General features: G+C 42.0%; 13 protein-coding genes. 6 read left to right on the top strand and 7 right to left on the bottom strand.

Annotated features, from left to right (window positions below; genetic code table 11):
• Positions 1-180: 180 nt before the first annotated feature.
• Positions 181-873: a hypothetical protein gene (locus tag PESP_RS13945; RefSeq protein ID WP_245852081.1), complete on the bottom strand. Its 693-nt coding sequence runs from the start codon at positions 871-873 to the stop codon at positions 181-183.
• Positions 874-1,025: 152 nt separating this feature from the next.
• Here PESP_RS13945 and PESP_RS13940 point away from each other — a divergent pair, with 152 nt between their 5' ends.
• The 5 genes from PESP_RS13940 to PESP_RS13920 are packed head-to-tail and all read left to right on the top strand — an operon-like array spanning position 1,026 to position 8,680.
• Positions 1,026-2,387 carry a TolC family protein gene (locus tag PESP_RS13940; protein ID WP_089348564.1) on the top strand — a complete coding sequence of 454 codons (1,362 nt, stop codon included), beginning with the start codon at positions 1,026-1,028 and terminating at the stop codon, positions 2,385-2,387.
• The gene (locus PESP_RS13935) at positions 2,384-3,529 is read left to right on the top strand and encodes an efflux RND transporter periplasmic adaptor subunit (protein WP_089348563.1); all 1,146 of its coding nucleotides are present in this window, start codon (positions 2,384-2,386) and stop codon (positions 3,527-3,529) included. The genes PESP_RS13940 and PESP_RS13935 overlap by 4 nt, the downstream gene beginning before the upstream one ends.
• Positions 3,529-6,714: an efflux RND transporter permease subunit gene (locus PESP_RS13930; RefSeq protein WP_089348562.1), complete on the top strand. Its 3,186-nt coding sequence runs from the start codon at positions 3,529-3,531 to the stop codon at positions 6,712-6,714. The genes PESP_RS13935 and PESP_RS13930 overlap by 1 nt, the downstream gene beginning before the upstream one ends.
• Entirely contained in the window at positions 6,714-7,394 is a 681-nt protein-coding gene (locus PESP_RS13925; RefSeq protein WP_089348561.1) for a response regulator transcription factor, read from the top strand. Before PESP_RS13930 ends, PESP_RS13925 begins: the two co-directional genes overlap by 1 nt.
• On the top strand, positions 7,394-8,680 hold the full coding sequence (locus PESP_RS13920) for a sensor histidine kinase (protein WP_089348560.1): 1,287 nt from the start codon (positions 7,394-7,396) through the stop codon (positions 8,678-8,680). Before PESP_RS13925 ends, PESP_RS13920 begins: the two co-directional genes overlap by 1 nt.
• A gap of 104 nt (positions 8,681-8,784) precedes the next feature.
• Here PESP_RS13920 and PESP_RS13915 read toward each other — a convergent pair whose 3' ends face one another.
• The 4 genes from PESP_RS13915 to PESP_RS13900 all read right to left on the bottom strand — a co-directional run bounded on the left by PESP_RS13915 (position 8,785) and on the right by PESP_RS13900 (position 14,312).
• Entirely contained in the window at positions 8,785-9,732 is a 948-nt protein-coding gene (locus PESP_RS13915; RefSeq protein WP_089348559.1) for an alpha/beta hydrolase, read from the bottom strand.
• Between the two features lie 107 nt (positions 9,733-9,839).
• Positions 9,840-10,697 (bottom strand): MBL fold metallo-hydrolase, encoded by an 858-nt coding sequence (locus PESP_RS13910; RefSeq protein WP_089348558.1) that lies wholly within the window; start codon positions 10,695-10,697, stop codon positions 9,840-9,842.
• A 472-nt stretch (positions 10,698-11,169) separates the two neighbouring features.
• Positions 11,170-12,252: a methyl-accepting chemotaxis protein gene (locus tag PESP_RS13905; RefSeq protein ID WP_089348557.1), complete on the bottom strand. Its 1,083-nt coding sequence runs from the start codon at positions 12,250-12,252 to the stop codon at positions 11,170-11,172.
• Between the two features lie 176 nt (positions 12,253-12,428).
• Positions 12,429-14,312 (bottom strand): AMP-binding protein, encoded by a 1,884-nt coding sequence (locus PESP_RS13900; protein ID WP_089348556.1) that lies wholly within the window; start codon positions 14,310-14,312, stop codon positions 12,429-12,431.
• Positions 14,313-14,495: 183 nt separating this feature from the next.
• Here PESP_RS13900 and PESP_RS13895 point away from each other — a divergent pair, with 183 nt between their 5' ends.
• Positions 14,496-14,900 carry a nucleotide triphosphate diphosphatase NUDT15 gene (locus PESP_RS13895; RefSeq protein ID WP_089348555.1) on the top strand — a complete coding sequence of 135 codons (405 nt, stop codon included), beginning with the start codon at positions 14,496-14,498 and terminating at the stop codon, positions 14,898-14,900.
• Here the strand turns inward: PESP_RS13895 and PESP_RS13890 are convergent.
• Positions 14,890-15,978, bottom strand: coding sequence for a polysaccharide lyase family 7 protein (locus PESP_RS13890; RefSeq protein ID WP_089348554.1), 1,089 nt, complete (start codon positions 15,976-15,978; stop codon positions 14,890-14,892). The genes PESP_RS13895 and PESP_RS13890 overlap by 11 nt on opposite strands.
• Positions 15,979-16,095: 117 nt before the next feature.
• Entirely contained in the window at positions 16,096-17,061 is a 966-nt protein-coding gene (locus tag PESP_RS13885; RefSeq protein ID WP_089348553.1) for an alpha/beta fold hydrolase, read from the bottom strand.
• Positions 17,062-17,098: the final 37 nt, after the last annotated feature.

The following is a 17,098-nucleotide window of genomic DNA, read 5'->3' as shown; positions in this document are numbered from 1 at the left end:
AAAGTTAATGATGTTGCGAATGATAACGCATATCAATTAGATTTAAAAGTGTGATTTGTATTTGTATTATAAATAGTGAGTATTCAATTGAGGTAGAAAATGTACCTAAAAAGCAAAACCCTGCGCTTAACAGGGTTTATATTGCAAATAACAGAGCGTCACTAAAATAAGGGGGATGTTCTAGTTAAGATCGTTAATAATAAGAAGAGGGAAATTTTTAGCTGAACGCGGCTGCCATTTACCAAAATCAATATTGCGAACTTTGAAATACTCAAGCACTTTAGGTGAATACGTCCAGCCACGGGCGCGCTGCTTTATGGCTGCGCTGTGTAAACTTGCGCCAAGCCCCACCGTTAGTAGGTCGTGATTTACATTTAGCTTTTTATAAAAGGCTTTTTCGCGCAGGCTTGCTTTATTTATCACTTCATCGTAATGAGCACGTAAACTTTGCCACTTTTGGCTTTTTTGTGGCTCTTTTAAATGTTTAACCATGGCGTCAATATCGCTATCTAACCATTTTGCTGAGGCTGCATCACCATGCCAACCAATAATTGTATTGGGCTCAATTATAGTAGGGTGCCCGGCAAGTAACACATAATTAGCACACGATGAAAAACAAAACTGTTTTATATTTACGGTTAGCTTATAAGCCAAAATTAGTTCGGCTAAATCCATTCCTAAATCAATGTTTCCGCCGCCGCTGGTAATAGTAAAGGTATTAATTGTGGGATTGTTTTTTAAAATCTCAACTGCTGCATTGTTATTTTGTTTATTGATTTCGCCATTATAAATAAGGGTTTTATCACTTAAGGTGACTTGAGCCTGTAATAAAGTTGGGAGTATTAAAAAAAGAGTAAAAATGAATTTGTGCATGTGGGTTTTGAATGAGTATTTTTGCCAAAGCCTACGTAAATTGCCTAAACGTGGCAAATACTAATTTGGCTAAAGTAGTTAACCCCTTTTAACCCATCCTTAACCCTTGCCCTAATAAACTATGTGTAATGATGTAAATTAGGCACAGTTAAATGGTTTATTTTAAAAAGCGCTCAACAGTTTTATTGCTTGCACTTAGCTGTACGCTTGCTGCGTGTAGTAGCCAGCCAAGCTATACAGGTAATAGCACCGAGCAATCGCTAAAGCAGCATGCAAATTGGCAATACACACAAGAAGATGCAACCGAGGTTAGTTATATCACTGATTTAGTGAATATAGCGGGGCTTGATTCGCTTATTGAGCAGGCTGTTGCAAATAACCCTTCGTTTAACCAAGTGCATGTGGCGCTAAAACTTGCTTATGCACAGCGCGATGTTACCGCAGCAAGCCAGTGGTTTAGCGTAGATGCAGGCTTTGACGCGCAGCGCAACGAAACGAGTGGCACGCAGTACAGCTCATCGGTAGGTGTAAGCTGGGAAGCCGACGTATGGCAAAAAATTGCTGATAACGTTGCCGCGCAAGACATGACTATTGCTAGTAATCAAGCCACTTACCAAGGCGCTAAAGACACCTTAGTAGCAAGCGTTATACGCACGTATTTAAACATTATTTTGCAGCAAGATTTATTAAATATAGAGCAGCAGCGTTTAACGGTTTTAGAAAATAACGAACAAAGTATTGTTGAGCGTTACCAATACGGCTTAGGCGATTTAGAAGCCCTTGATACCGCCCGCACCGATACGTTATCGACCCGTGCCACTATTGCCGATTACCAAGAGCAAATAGCGCAAGCTAAACGTGCTTTAGTATTATTAGTGGGCGTTGATAAGCTTGAAAACTTACCTACTACTTCTGTTTTACCTGAGGTTGTTGAGCCACTAAGCGCGTTACCAGAGCAAGATTTAGCGCGTCGCCCCGACCTACAAAGTGCCTATTACAACATTCAATCTAAACGTTATTTAGTTGATGTAGCTTACAAAGATTTACTGCCAAGCATTACGCTTTCGGCATCGCTTAGCGATTTAGCAACTACACCAAGCCAAGCGTTATTAACCAGCCCAGTTTGGAACTTATTAGGAAGCTTAAGTGCGCCATTGTTTCAAGGTGGAGCATTGCGTGCACAAGTTGATATTGCAAAGTTAAATGCCGAACAAGCGTTTTGGGAATATCAAGACACCTTATTAAGCGCCGTAAACGAAGTAGAAAATGCGCTAGGCCAAGAGCAATCATTAACGCAGCAGCAGCTACAAATTAGCAAAGCGCTTGCCAGTGCTAAGCGCAGTTTTAGCAACTACCAAAGCAAATACCAGCAGGGGTTGGTTGATATTTTAGACCTACTAACCGTGCAGCAACAGGTATACGACCTACAAGCTCAGCTTAGCCAAATAAATTACACCCTTTTAACTAACCGTATAGATTTAGGCCTTGCCTTGGGCCTTGGAGTATCGTCATGAAAATTTCGCCAGCACCTGTTGTTGTAACCCTAGTTGCCATTGTTTGCATAGGGCTTGCTATTACATATAACGGCCAAAAAATGGCAGCACAAGCGAACGGGCCAAAGCCTGAGCCAACTGAATCTATAGCGCCAAATGTAACGGTAATTAATGCTGTGCCAAGTACGTATCAAGCGTATGTTAGCGGCCACGGTGAAGCCAAAGCACATTGGGCACTTACCTTAAAAGCGCAAGTTAAGGGCGAAATAACGACTATGAGTGAGCAATTTGCCACAGGTAATTTAGTTAAAAAAGACCAAGTACTTGCACAAATAGATAACACCGAATACCTACAAGCCGTCGCAAGTGCTAAAGCCACCCTTGCCGATGCCAAGCTTGCACTACAAGAAGAGCAAGACTTAGGAGGCCAAGCAAAACGTGAATGGCAGCGCTCGGGCGTTACCGAAGCTCCCAGCTCACCATTAGTATTTAGAACGCTACAGTTAGAAGCTGCACAAGCTACTGCCGATAATGCTCAATACGCATTACAAACAGCGCAACGTGATGAAAAAAATACTCGCCTTAGCGCCCCATTTGATGCTGTTATTTTATCGCGCGATATAGACCTAGGTACGTATGTAAGCATTGGCGACACGCTTGCTACATTAAACAGCACCGACAAAGTAGAAATTAGCGTACCGCTTTCATTAAGTCAGTGGCAAAACTTAGCAAGCGATAAGTCGGGTGAGGTTATTTTAAGCGATGTAACAACCCAAAATCAGTGGCAAGGTTACATTGCTCGTTTTGAGCAACACCTTGACGACAGCTCGCGTCAGCGCAGTGTAGTGGTTGCGCTAGACAAACCTTTTGAGCAAGCAACACCGTTATTGCCAGGTACTTTTTTAGCGGTGCAAATTGCTGGTAAATCGCTTGATAACGTAATTAAATTACCGGCTTCTGCGGTATCGCAAGATGGCCTAATTTGGTACGTAAACGAGCAAAACAGCTTAGTAAGTATTAAAGCTAATAAAGTATTTGAGCGTGATGAATATGTTTATATTTCGCCTATTGAAGGGCAAAGTAACTTACGTGTTGTTGCCCGCCCGTTAGTGAGCTACCTAAACGAAATGTTAGTAAACCCCGTTGTTGAGGAGATGCCATAATGAGCCCGCATCAAGCACCGCAATTACCTAATAATACTAACCCTTTGCACGGCATTATTAGCTGGTTTGCTAATAACTCTGTAGCGGCTAATTTATTACTAATTAGCGTAATAGTAATGGGTATAATGTCGCTTTCTACCTTGCGTAAAGAGGCGTTTCCAAGCCTTGAGCCAGATACTATTTCGGTATCGGTGGTTTACGACAGTGGCGATGCCTTACAAGCAGAAGAGGGCATAGCCCTAAAAGTAGAAGAAGCCCTTGAAACCGTACCCGGTATTAAGCGTATTACCTCTACATCCGATGCCAGCGGCAGCCATGTAAGCATAGAGAAAAAAACCGACTACTCGTTAGATGAACTACTCACCGATGTAAAAAACCAAGTAGATGCCATAAACAACTTTCCGGCAGATGCCGAAGAGCCGGTGATCGACAAAGCCCGTAGGCAAGATCACGCATTATCCATACAATTATTTGGTGATGCCGACCGCCATACATTGCAAAGCCTAGGTGAGCAATTAAAAGCTGATTTATTAGCTAAATCAGGCATTAGCGATGTAGAGCAATCGGGCGTGCTTGACCCTATGATGTCGGTAGAAATCGACGAAGGTAAATTACAAGCCTACGGTTTAACCATTAGCGATGTAAGCGAGGTGATTAACAACGAATCATCGAGCCCGCTTTCGACTAGCTTGCGCGATAGCAATAAAATTATGCGCCTAAAAGCCGCAGACCAAGCTTATTGGCAGCGCGACTTTGCCGATATTGTGTTACTAACAACACAAACAGGCACACAAATTAAATTAGGTGATGTAGCAACCGTTACCGACACTTTCGCAGAAGATACCAACTCGTTAAGCCGTTATAATCAAAAAAATGCTGTAGGCATTGAAATTTTAATGGATGAAAATAGCGATATAACCACGATTGTTGAGCAAGCACACAGCGTAATTGATACATGGCACGAGCGCGGTTTATTGCCACAAAATGTAGAGCTTGAAAGCTGGCAAGATAAAAGCACCATGATCACCGAGCGCCTATCGCTGCTTACTAAAAATGCCGTAACCGGGATTATTATGGTGTTTGTAATTTTAGCGATATTTTTAAACGTACGTGTTGCATTGTGGGTTGCCGGTGGCTTGCCATTTGTATTTTTTGGCACACTGTACTTTATGACCGACAGCTTCACCGCGCTTACTATAAATGAAATGACCACCTTTGGTTTTATTATGGCACTGGGCATAGTGGTCGACGATGCCGTAGTAGTGGGGGAGAGTATATATACTACCCGCAAAAAACATGGCGATACCCTTAATAACACTATTTTAGGCACCATGAAGGTAGCTGTACCCACTATATTTGGCGTATTAACCACGGTGGCTGCGTTTGTGGCGCTTTCGAATGTATCAGGCAACCTAGGTAAAATTTACGCTCAGTTTGCAACCGTAGTGACTATTTGTTTATTACTTTCTGTTGTTGAATCAAAGCTTATTTTACCGTCGCATTTAGCGCACGTAAGCACTAAACGCCAATTAAAGTCAGGTCTTAGTGGCTTGTGGTCAAAAGTGCAGCACGGTGCCGACAGCGGCCTAAATTGGTTTAGCGCTAATGTGTATCGCCGCGTAATTGAATACTCACTACGCTTTAGATATGCCGTAGTTGCTGCATTTATTGCCTTTTTTATACTTGTTATTGGTATGCCTATGACGGGTGCAGTAAAAGTTGGTTTTTTCCCAAGCATTGCCGGTGATACTGTCAGCGCTGAGCTTGTTATGCAAAACGATGCTGCTTATGGGCAAACTAATAAAAACTTGTTAGCGCTTGAGCAAAGTGCACTGCAAGCACAGCAAAATTTAATGGATAAGTACGACTCGCAAGATAGCGAAATAACCAGCTTACAATTAGTGAGCAGTAGCGATACAGGCGGTACGGTAAGTGTTGAGCTGTTAAACGAGGGCGAATTTACCGCCAACGAATTTGCACAAGAATGGCAACGCCTTGCAGGCATGCCAGAGGGCAGTAAAAAGCTACAAGTATTGGCTACTCGTAAAATGGTCGATAACTTTAAAGTAGAGCTAAAAGCATGGGATGACGAAACCGTTATGGCCGCAGGCGCACTGTTTAAAGAGCGCTTACAAAACACCGCTGGTGTTAATGGTATAGACGACAACTTAAACCCAGGTCAGCCGCAGCTTAAATTTACTTTAAACGCACAAGGCCGGGCTTTAGGTATGGATACCGCGAGCCTATCAGAGCAAGTATTACAAGCTTTTGGTGGTGCAATTGTACAGCGCTACCAGCGCGATAAAGACGAAGTAAAAGTACGTGTACGCTACCCAGAAAACGCTCGTAAAACACCGGCCGATATATTGCAATCGCGTATTAGATTACCCGATGGCACCGTTGTGCCTTTAGTTAACGTAGCCAATATAAGCAGTGAATATCAACAAGATGAAATAACCCGTATTGATGGCCTACGTGCAATTTACTTAAGTGCGCAAGTAGATAAAAACGTAGTGGCCTCTAATGAACTGGTTGATAATTTAAGTCGCGATTTAGTACCTGAGCTTACTAAGCAGTTCCCTAACTTAAGTATTCACTTTGCTGGTGAAGCCGAAGAGCAAGACGAAACCACCGGCTCAATGGGCACTATGTTTATAGCGGCGTTATTAGTTATTTACGTATTGTTGGCAATTCCGCTTAAATCTTACATTCAACCTATGTTGATTATGGTGGCGATTCCGTTTGGTATTGTGGGTGCTATTTTAGGCCACTGGTGGAACGACTTAACCATAAGCATACTTTCTTTAAATGGTATTTTGGCGCTAAGCGGGGTAGTAGTAAACGACAGCCTATTACTTGTTTCGCGCTTTAACGAGCTTGTAAAAGAAGAGGGCATGAACACGCACGATGCCATTATAGAGTCGTGTACAAGCCGCTTACGGGCTGTTTTGCTTACCTCAATTACAACGTATGCGGGCTTAGTGCCGTTATTAGGCGAAACCTCAATGCAGGCACAGTTTTTAATTCCTGCTGCGGTATCACTTGGTTATGGTATTTTGTTTGCAACGGTTATTACATTAATACTAATACCGGCCTTATTAATGATTCAAATAGACGTTAAGCGCTTACTTGCCAATATGTTAGACTTTTTAAGTGGTAAACGCACTCAAGGAGCTGCCTCTTAATGATAAACGTACTACTGGTTGAAGACGACATAGACCTTGCAACAACAATTGTAGATTACCTCGATATAGAAGACATTGAGTGTGACCATGCAAGTAATGGGGTTATGGGTTTAAATTTAATTCAAAATAATCAGTACCAAATGATTATTTTGGATGTAAATATGCCCAAAATGGATGGCTTAACAATGTGTAAAACATTGCGCGAACAAGGTAAAGATACGCCGGTATTAATGCTGACTGCTCGCGATAGCCTCGACAACAAACTAGAAGGCTTTGCCGCCGGTAGCGACGATTATTTAGTTAAACCTTTTGCCATGAAAGAGCTAGTAGCACGTGTACAAGTACTTGCAAAGCGTAAAAGCGGTGAGGCTAAACGCCTCACCTTAGCTAATTTAAAGTTAGATTTAGCTCAGCGCTGTGCAAGTGTTGAAGAGCAAACATTAAAGCTCTCTCCCATTGCTTTTAAACTGCTTGAAACCTTAGTACGCGAAGCACCGCAACCTGTTACACGCAGCGCTATTATGCAAGCCGTTTGGGGCGAAGAGCAGCCCGACAGTAATAGCTTAAAAGTGCATATTTACCACTTGCGTAAGCAGTTAGAGGCAGCTACTGAACAAGTGAAACTTGAAACCATTCCAAGTGTTGGCTTTGCAATAAAACCAACCCAAGAGCAACCGTAATGAAAATAAGGCCAAGCCTCAGAATTTACTTTTTTGCCAGTATGGTGGTACTTAGCTCTGCTATGGCCATTGGCTTTTCATTTTTAAGTGTTAATTACTTTATAGATGGCCTAGATAAAGGCTTAAACGGGGTAATGCTAAACCTTTCGCAAACTATTGATGTAAAAGCAGGAGAGCACAAAGAGGTTGTTGGTTTTAATGTAGCGAGCCGCTGGGAAGATATGCCAAGCATTATTAAACAGCGTTTTTCAAAACCAACAGAAATAGGCTTACTGCATAAAAGAAAAGATCAGTCTTCGATATTTACATTGCCCGAAAACCTCTTTTTTGTAGTGTATTACCCAAACCCAGAGGGTGAGCCGCGCTATGTGTCGCGTATTATGCTCGAAAAAGACCGCCCCACTGTAATTGCCAACATAGAACCTGAGCAACGCATGTTTTGGATTGCCGTAACCGGCTTTGCTGCCATTGTGTTATTTGCGTTTTTTTTGTTTATGGTCATGAAAAAAATAGCCAAACCTGTGGAGTCTTTACGAGGGTGGGCTAAATCGTTAAACCAAACTAATTTACAGCAAACACCGCCTGATTTTACTTACAACGAGCTTAATGTTTTAGCAACCTTGATACGCAGTAGCTTGCTTTCGGCGCACGAAAGCGTAGAGCGCGAGCAACGCTTTTTAAGTTATGCAAGCCACGAGCTGCGTACACCAATATCGGTTATTCGCAGCAATGTAGAACTACTCAACCGCTTAAGCGAAAGAGCGCCACTAAGTGATAAGCAACAGCTTACATTACAACGCATAGAACGCGCCGGTTTAACCATGAGCGACCTAACCGATACGCTATTATGGCTAAGCCGAAACGAAGAGCAGCAAAGTAGCCCAGAGCCTGTAAACCTAGCCGATAAAATAACAACCCTAAGCACCGAGCTTAATTATTTACTTATCGCAAAGCACGTTAATGTGGCTTTAAGCACACAGCAAGAGCGCTTAATTACAACCGATGCCACAGCTTGTCATATTGTACTTACTAACTTAATTCGTAATGCTTATCAGCATACACAAGCGGGGCAAGTGCACATTTCGCAGCAAGGCAGTAAAGTCACAATTGTCAATTGCAGCGCAAAAGATGATGCCCCCGTCGCTAATACATCCACAGCAAAACACGCCAGTATAGGTTACGGACTAGGCCTGCAATTAAGCGAAAAAATAATCAAACGCCACGGCTGGGTGTACGAAGTAAACGACATGCCAGGGCGCTATGAAGTAGTGGTCGATTTTAGTTAGCTATTTGGTTTATTAGGTTTAAAAGTGCATTAAAAAAGCGGCTTAACGTAGTGAACGTTAAGTCGCTTTTTTGTGATTACTGAAAGGATGATACTTGTAAACGATTACTCGGCTGCAGCTTGTTTGGTTTTTCTAAACATAAACTCAAGCGGAATATGTAAGCGTTTAGCCCATGCGTTTTCGGTGTGATCTTCTCCTGGGAAGTACTGGCTTTGCCAAAGTTTTGCCGGATACTTATGCTCCATAAATAGTGCATCAATTTGCGCTTGTAATTTAGGGTACATGGCATCTAAGGTGCTGTCGCCGTAATCAAAGTATACTTTTTGGTTACTCAGCTTTGCGATGTTGTTGGCAATGTAGTGTTTAAATTGTGCAAATACTTCGTCGTCGTGGCTAAAAAGACCTGGCCAGTGGGTCGACATACTAATAGCGCCGGCAAATTCGTTAGGGTAATTAAGTAGTGTGTACCACGATATAAGCCCACCCATACTAGAGCCACCAATATAACGGTGCTGCGCGCCTTTGTTTACGTTGTAGTTAGACTCAATGTAAGGAATAACTTCTTTAACTAAAAAGCGTGAGTAGTTATCTGAGTAAACGTTAGAGGCAAATAATTTATGGCCTGGGTATTTTTCTAACTGGTAAAGGGCGTTTTGCTTTTGTTTGCTTAAGGCCTCAAACGGTTTTTGTGGGTAGTATTCGCTGTGGCGGTTTTCTACGGCGTTTGGAATGCCGACCACAATAAATGGACGCACTTTGCCTTGCTCTATTAATGTGCCTGCTACTTCATCTACGCGCCATTCTTGCTTGTTCCATGTGCTGTTGGCATCAAATAGCATGCGCCCATCGTGCATGTAGAGCACATCGTAGCGGGTGCTTTTGTTGTAACCTGGTGGTAGCCAAACATTTAAAAAACGTTTTTTTACAAACTGCGATTCTATATTGTCGATTACCTCAATTTGGCCTTTGCTTACTTGCACGTTGGCCGTGTTTGCATAGCTGGTATGCACTACAAATATTGATAAGCTAAACAGTAAAGCAACTAATTTCATGGTGGCGCCTTAGCATACAAAAAGTGCACTATCACAAGCTTGCGTTGTTAATTCAATGTGAATACGTATGCACTTGTATTCAAGCAACAAATGCACATGCATACAATTTATAAATCGCTGCGCCAGCCCATGCCCGACTCTTCCATAAGGCGCTCGTATACGCCTTCAATATTAAGTGGCAACCAGGCTTGGTATTGCTTTAAATCTGAAAATTTATCGAGTTTAACATTTTGTTTTATTTGTTCTAGGCTTTGCCCCGCAAGCGCTGCAGCGGTTACTTGGCTGTAAAGCTGCTCAATATAGCTTAAGTAACGTACTACATCGGCTTTATTACCCATGTCGGCATGGCCGCCCACAAAGGTATTAAAATCGTAATTTAAAACCGCTTGGGTTGAATTAATCATGCCTTGAATATCGTAGCTCCATAGTTTTTGCCATGGCATTCTGCCAATAACTATCCAGTCGACTACAAATAATGTTTTTTGTTTTTCGAACAGCATACTCACTGAGCCTCGGCCATCGTTAGGGCCGTGGTAGTTAAGCCTTAAGGTTGAGCCGCCAAGGGTAAGTATTAGTTCGTCATCAAAAGTGAGGTTAGGCATAACCGTTTTTATTTGTGTGTTTTTAATATCTTGCGCGGTAAGTTTATGCGCTACAAAGGTAGTATGAGGGCTTTTAAATACCTCTGCACCGTAAATATGGTCGCTGTGATTATGGCTATATACAACGTATCTAACGGGTACGTTAAAGCGGGTTTTAATTTGCTCCTTTAACCACGTGGCAGCTTTTTTATTTAGTGGGTCGGTAACTATTGCACCTTGTGGGGTGATTAAAAATACCGAGCGGTGCCTGTCGTCAATAAAGCGGTGGAGGCCATCGCCTAAATCTTCAATTTCGTAACTTTGCGCCATAAAACCCATAAATAATAGGCTGGTGGCAAGTAGTGTTTGTATTAAGCGAAGCATGCACAATCCTGTTTAATGTTCTAAGGGTCTGTTGACCTTTTCGGATTAAAATTTGTTCAAACTAGGGGCTATTTAATCGCGGCGCGAGGTTTGTAACCTAGTGGGCTCGGTAACTGCTCCTGCGTTACCCTACTGGCTTACATCCATGTAAAAATAAGTAAAAGCCGAGCAAAGCTTCCGCGTCCTGCTCACGCCCCTTACCTACATCCATGTAGGCAACAAAGGGTAAATAGCCCCTAGGAAGAACCCTTTGGGCAGCGCCTGTTTGGCATTAATGCTACGTTATCGCCTATTTGTGGGGAACAACCACACTATATAGGCTCTGCCTTGCCTAAATACCAAACAGACAGCTGCAAATTTAACCTTAAAAGATCAACAGACCCTAGTGTTAAGTAAGAAAGTGCAAGTAAGGAATAAATTTCAGCCTTTATAGAAAAGGTCGCGGGCTAAAGGTAATTTAACCCGCTATTTTTTAACGCACTAGCTGATCGAGTAAGTGTATAACTTGCTCACTGGCTGATTCCATTAAGTGTATATGTTTTATCGCTTCGGCTTTTTTGCCTTGCTTAATGAGCTGTAGCGCTTGCACGCCGTTTTTGTGCACTTCGCTGTGGGGCTTATCTATTTGTTTAAATGCGCTTAGTGATTTGTATTCATTTGATTCGTCTGACTTGTACCATTTACCTAAGCGGCACATGGTGTGATCGGTAAAATCATCTATCGATTTATTAATTTTACCATTGGCTACGGCGTACACTTCACCTTTCCAAACAATATGATCTAACTTAACGGTTTGAATAAATGAGCGAATAGATGCCTGCGAAATTGTGTTTTTCATGCTGGTGCAAAAATCAATGATTGATGCGTAATCGCTATTCAGCGATGCAAAATTGCTAGTAAGTTGTGTGTTATTTTGTTGTATGTCGTCGGCGGAAGTGACAGTTACTTCTGTTTTATCGATAATTTCTTTTACTAGGTCGGCAACCTCTTGAGCCGATTTATTCGTGTTAGTAGCGAGTACGCGTACTTCGTCGGCAACCACACTAAAACCTCGGCCAGCTTCGCCTGCTCGGGCAGCTTCAATGGCGGCATTAAGTGCTAACAAGTTAGTTTGATCAGATATTTTAGAGATGGTCGATACAAACGTATTAATACTACCAGCAAGGCTTGAGAGGCCTGAGATGTTTTCACTCATGCTACCCATTTTATGGGTCATTAGTTCCATCTCGCTGGCAATATGCTGTAGTGATTGATTTGAGTTATTTAAAAGGTCGTTTATTTGATAGCTAACTTGGCTTTCCTGCTCAATGGTTGAGTACGACTCAAGTACCGTTTGGCGTACCCCTTCAATTTGGCTAATACAATCTACAGAGCTTGAGAGTAAGCTTTCGGTAAATTGTTCGTCATTTACGCTTTGAGTTAAGCTGAGCTGTTGTTCTAAGTGTTTGTTTTCTTGTACTAGTAATTCGTTATGTGCTGTTAGTTCTTCAATTTGTTTAATGAGTTGTTGATTATTATTTTCAGACTCTAGGTACTTTTTACTTAAAACAAACATTAATAGATCCTACATTATTATGGGTATATTTTTATTATAGTTACAATTTGTACTTTACTAGAATTATTAATAGTTATCTGATTTTTATCAAAATAAATTTAATAAATAATGTTGATGACAGAAAATACATGCAAGTTATCAAAGCCATTTTTGTAAATGGCTTTGATAGGTTGGATTTAACGCAGGGTGAGCTGTTGGTTTATTTCTTCAAAAATACCGGCATCGTCTATGGTTGAAGGTATTTGCAGTTCGTCGCCATCAATAAGTTGGCGTAAGTTTTTACGTAGTATTTTACCTGAGCGTGTTTTTGGTAAACGCTCTACACTCACAATAGTTTTAAGGCAGGCAATGGCGCCTATTTGGTTTCGTACTGTTTGAACAAGCTCTTGCTCTACATCGGTAGGGGAGCCTATAAAGTCGTTTTTAAGAACAATCATCGCCATAGGTAATTGCCCTTTTAGGTTATCGGTAACCCCAAACACGGCGCATTCAGCAACGGCTGGGTGCGCTGCTACTATTTCTTCCATTTCGCCAGTTGAAAGCCGATGGCCTGCCACATTTATAACATCGTCTGTGCGGCCCATTATAAATAAGTAGCCGTCGTCATCTATGTAGCCACCATCGCCCGAAAGATAATAACCCGGGTACTCGGTTAGATAACCTGTTTTAAAACGCGGTGTATTTTGCCAAATGGTTGGCATGCAACCAGGTGGCAACGGCAGTTTGATCACTACTGCACCTTGCTCGTTTGGTGCGCATTGCTCGCCATGCATATTTAGTATTTGCACATCAAACCCTGGGGTTGGCACTGTTGAGCTGCCTGGTTTTGTTACTAATTCTTCTATGCCTACGGGATTACAAGCAATGGCCCAGCCGGTTTCGGTTTGCCACCAGTGATCGAGTATGGGTAGGTTTGTTTTTTCTTTAAGCCAATCATAAGTTGGCGGGTCTAACCGCTCGCCGGCTAAAAATAGTCGTTTTAAACTACTGGTGTTGTATTGTTTAAAGCCCTCTGCGTTAGGGTCTTCTTTTTTAATGGCTCTAAATGCAGTTGGCGCGCTAAATAATGCATTTACTTTATACTCTTCAACCACTCGCCAAAATGCACTGGCGTCGGGCGTACGTACAGGTTTGCCTTCAAATAAAATGGTGGTGCAGCGGTACATAAGCGGCGCATACACTATGTATGAGTGTCCAACTACCCAACCAATATCTGAAGCAGCCCAAAACACATCACCGGGCTGCATGCCGTAAACGGTTTCCATGCTGTAGTGCATAGCAACTGCGTGGCCGCCGTTTTCGCGCACTACGCCTTTAGGTGTGCCAGTGGTGCCAGAGGTATATAAAATATAAAGCGGGTCGCTTGCATTAACGGCAATAGGCGCAACTTCTTTGGCGCTTAGCATTGCGTAGTCCCAGCTAATATCGCGGGTAGGCGTTAATGGCGCAATTGCTTGCTCGCGCTGATAAATAACACAATGATCTACCTTGTGTGTGGCAAGGTCTAAGGCGTTATCCAGCAGTGGTTTGTATTCAATAATGCTATCTACCTCTACGCCACATGAGGCGCTTAGTACTAGCTTTGGTTTAGCATCGTCAATGCGTACAGCTAATTCGTGGGCTGCAAATCCACCAAATACCACTGAATGAATTGCTCCTAAGCGGGCGCAGGCCAACATGCCTATTACAGCTTGGGGGATCATAGGCATGTAAATAACAACGCGGTCGCCTTTAGTAACGCCTAACGATTGCATTACACCTGCAAATTTAGCTACCTGCTGTTGTAGTTGTAAGTAACTATACGTTTGCTTGGTATTGGTTACGGGGGAGTCGTAAATAAGTGCGGCTTGTTCGCCAAAGCCTGCAATTACATGTTGGTCGAGCGCTAAAAAGCTGCTATTTAATTGGCCACCATCAAACCAGTGGTAAAGGCCGTCGTTGTCTTGTGTGTAGGCGTGTTCGGGTTTTTTGTACCAAGGTAGGCGCTTTGCTTGTTCGAGCCAAAACTGCTTTGGGCTTTGCTTAAAATTATTATAATGTTGTTTATATGGGCCTAACATAATTGGCTCCTAATACTAAATGTGTGTGAGAGACCTTACAAAAGTAGGCCTTTTTTTAAGCATTAGGTATTCGACTATGGTCGGCTAAAAGTTAATCAGCAAAGTGTATTTTATATAGCAAAATTGACAAAATAAAGCGTGTAGCTCAGCATGGCGGGCAATTAAAATAAGTGAAAATAATTTATGAATAACACAGTACGAGTAGGCGTGGCGGTTATTATTATGCGCCAAAACACTATTTTATTAGGTGAGCGAAAAGGTGCTCATGGTGCAAATACATGGGCAACGCCCGGCGGACATTTAGAATTTGGCGAAAGTGTTGAACAGTGTGCAATACGCGAGGTATGTGAGGAAACAGGGCTAAATGTAAGTAAAATAACTAAGCTAGATTTTACTAACGATATTTTTAGTGCTGAAAACAAACACTACATTACTTTATATGTAAAAGCTGATTACGAAGGCGGGGAGCCTGCGCTAAACGAGCCAAATAAATGTATTCAGTGGCGCTGGTGCGATATTAATAATTTACCTTCGCCACTGTTTACATCACTTAAAAACTACTTAACTACAACAACGCTTACGGCTTAGTTGATGGGCTTAATACTAATTTTTTAAAGCTCACTTGCGCGTAATCGCCATTTTGTTTGTCTGTAGCCCAATCACCCGTACCTAAACAGCCTGGGTACCAAATGCCTTTAGCGCTTTTGGTACTACATTGGTTATACGCACCCGCTTTAAAGTAATGCCAATCGGCAGCGTAGCCATTAGGGTGATCTTTATCATCTACTTTGCCATAAGCATCTACGTTATTACCTAAGTTTATAGCGTAGTTAACGTCTTTTTTGCCTTGGGCGCTAAAGGTTAAATACATCATATTTTTATGCACGTTTACGGTGTAGCTAAACTCATCACCTAGCGCTATACCGGCTGCCGTTGGATCATCTGGGTTTTCCCAGGTGTTGCCCCATACAGGGTAAGTAATGTCGGTACGGTTAGGATCTTTTTTTGGTAAGTTGCGCTCGTAGTTCCAAAATACCGATCCGGTTTTGTGCCCTGGCCATTTTTTGTAATAAATTTTAAGCGGCTCGTTGCCCCAGCCAAAACCCAGTTTTGTATCTATTAAGGCTTGATCTTTACCTGCATGAATTTGCCCAACCACCACAGAATACGCGGCTTTTTTACTAGGATCGTTTGCACGCAGTGCTACATGATCAACTTTGAGCGTGGCTTCCATTTTTCCGCCTACTGAGCCAAAACGCTCAGATAGCGGGTGCACGGCAAGTGCAAAATTGTTTTTTGAATTTTTAGTTTTTATTTTGGTGTTTGTTCCGCGGATCATTTGTCGTAATTCACTGCGGGTATTGGTTGAATTTGCACTAGTAAGCGCTTTGTTTGGCGAGGTAAATACCATATAGCCCTGATCATCAAGGTAGAAAAAATCAGGGTGTGCGTAAGTTTGAATGTCTTCAACGTCTACTGTATCTATTTTTCCGTCGTTATTTAAATCGACCGGAACATTTATTTTCCAGTTTGATAAATCAAATTTTGATGCAGGAACCGGTGTATTACTATCAACGGATGTGTTTGTACTCGCACAGCCCATAAACAGTAAGGGGGTAATAGCTGCAAGAGCTGTGAGTTTAAAAGTAGATGTGTATTTTTTCATGGTTGTCTCTGTGTGATGATTTTATAAGTGAACGATATTAACTTCGCTTAACTTTAATCTAACATACCAATTTAAAATATCAACATTACCAATTTTTTTGTTTTTATAATTTAATCATTATTTTTTGGTTATACCAATATGTGCGTTTTGTTGTTGCTTTTGCTTTTTACATTTTTTATTTAGGTGCTTACGCTGCGCTTTTTTTATATGTTTTGTTAGCCACTTTGTCATTTTAGGCATTAGCTCGGGGGCAAAATTATGGCCCATACCAGGGACTACTCTTAGCTTGGCCTTTTTTATAAGTGCGGCTGTTTTTTTACCGGCATTAAGCGGAATAACCACATCGTCACTGCCATGAATTACCAGTGTAGGGGTTTTAATTTTACGTATTAAATGTTGCCTGTTTTTACTTGCGGCCATAGCAACTAATTGGCGTTTATAGCCATTAGGATTATATGAGCGTTTAACTATTTGAGTTGCATGCAGGCGAAGTGCGCGCTCTGTTTGCGGATAAGCAGGGCTGCCAATAAGTTGATTAAGCTTAATATTATAATTTATTGCCTCATCGTGGCTGGTGTTTTTAGGCTGTAATTTTGCAAGCTTTATAAATACGCCAATGCTTTTAGCACTGAGCCTTGGCAAGCTAGAGCTCGACATAATAGTGGTTAAACTGAGCACCTTTTTTTTATGCTGCGCTGCTATTAACTGGGCTATCATACCGCCCATAGAAGCCCCCACAAAATGCGCTTTTTTAATTTTAAGGGCTGCCATAAGCGCTAGTACGTCATCCGCCATGTCATCAAGTAAGTAAGGGGTTTTAGCGCGTATTGGTAAGCGTTTACTCAACCACGATTTAAATAAGCTGGGGTTTGTGTGGTGCTCTAAGTGAGTAGAAAGACCGGTATCGCGGTTATCAAAACGAATAACTCTAAAGCCTTTTTTTACTAAGCCATAGTAAAGCGAGTCTGGCCACACGGTCATTTGTGCGCCCAAGCCCATAATTAAAATTATTACAGGGGACTTTTTATCGCCTTCGTCTTGGTAGTTAAGCGTAATACCTTGAGGTGTTTTGATTGTTCGCATAGCCAAATAGCATTGTTAGCTTTGCTAAAATTATAGG

The sequence above is a fragment of the Pseudoalteromonas espejiana DSM 9414 genome, from assembly GCF_002221525.1.
Lineage (GTDB): Bacteria > Pseudomonadota > Gammaproteobacteria > Enterobacterales > Alteromonadaceae > Pseudoalteromonas > Pseudoalteromonas espejiana.
The sequence above is the reverse complement of the archived record's forward strand: the minus strand, read 5'-3'. Positions and strand labels throughout refer to the sequence as shown.

What these genes read in the sequence shown, in the direction of transcription:
- PESP_RS13915 (WP_089348559.1), bottom strand. Translation starts at nt 9,732, where the DNA reads ATGAAATTAGTTGCTTTACTGTTTAGCTTATCAATATTTGTAGTGCAT.
- PESP_RS13935 (WP_089348563.1), top strand. Translation starts at nt 2,384, where the DNA reads ATGAAAATTTCGCCAGCACCTGTTGTTGTAACCCTAGTTGCCATTGTT.
- PESP_RS13905 (WP_089348557.1), bottom strand. Translation starts at nt 12,252, where the DNA reads ATGTTTGTTTTAAGTAAAAAGTACCTAGAGTCTGAAAATAATAATCAA.
- PESP_RS13885 (WP_089348553.1), bottom strand. Translation starts at nt 17,061, where the DNA reads ATGCGAACAATCAAAACACCTCAAGGTATTACGCTTAACTACCAAGAC.
- PESP_RS13920 (WP_089348560.1), top strand. Translation starts at nt 7,394, where the DNA reads ATGAAAATAAGGCCAAGCCTCAGAATTTACTTTTTTGCCAGTATGGTG.
- PESP_RS13940 (WP_089348564.1), top strand. Translation starts at nt 1,026, where the DNA reads ATGGTTTATTTTAAAAAGCGCTCAACAGTTTTATTGCTTGCACTTAGC.
- PESP_RS13930 (WP_089348562.1), top strand. Translation starts at nt 3,529, where the DNA reads ATGAGCCCGCATCAAGCACCGCAATTACCTAATAATACTAACCCTTTG.
- PESP_RS13945 (WP_245852081.1), bottom strand. Translation starts at nt 873, where the DNA reads ATGCACAAATTCATTTTTACTCTTTTTTTAATACTCCCAACTTTATTA.
- PESP_RS13925 (WP_089348561.1), top strand. Translation starts at nt 6,714, where the DNA reads ATGATAAACGTACTACTGGTTGAAGACGACATAGACCTTGCAACAACA.
- PESP_RS13900 (WP_089348556.1), bottom strand. Translation starts at nt 14,312, where the DNA reads ATGTTAGGCCCATATAAACAACATTATAATAATTTTAAGCAAAGCCCA.
- PESP_RS13910 (WP_089348558.1), bottom strand. Translation starts at nt 10,697, where the DNA reads ATGCTTCGCTTAATACAAACACTACTTGCCACCAGCCTATTATTTATG.
- PESP_RS13890 (WP_089348554.1), bottom strand. Translation starts at nt 15,978, where the DNA reads ATGAAAAAATACACATCTACTTTTAAACTCACAGCTCTTGCAGCTATT.
- PESP_RS13895 (WP_089348555.1), top strand. Translation starts at nt 14,496, where the DNA reads ATGAATAACACAGTACGAGTAGGCGTGGCGGTTATTATTATGCGCCAA.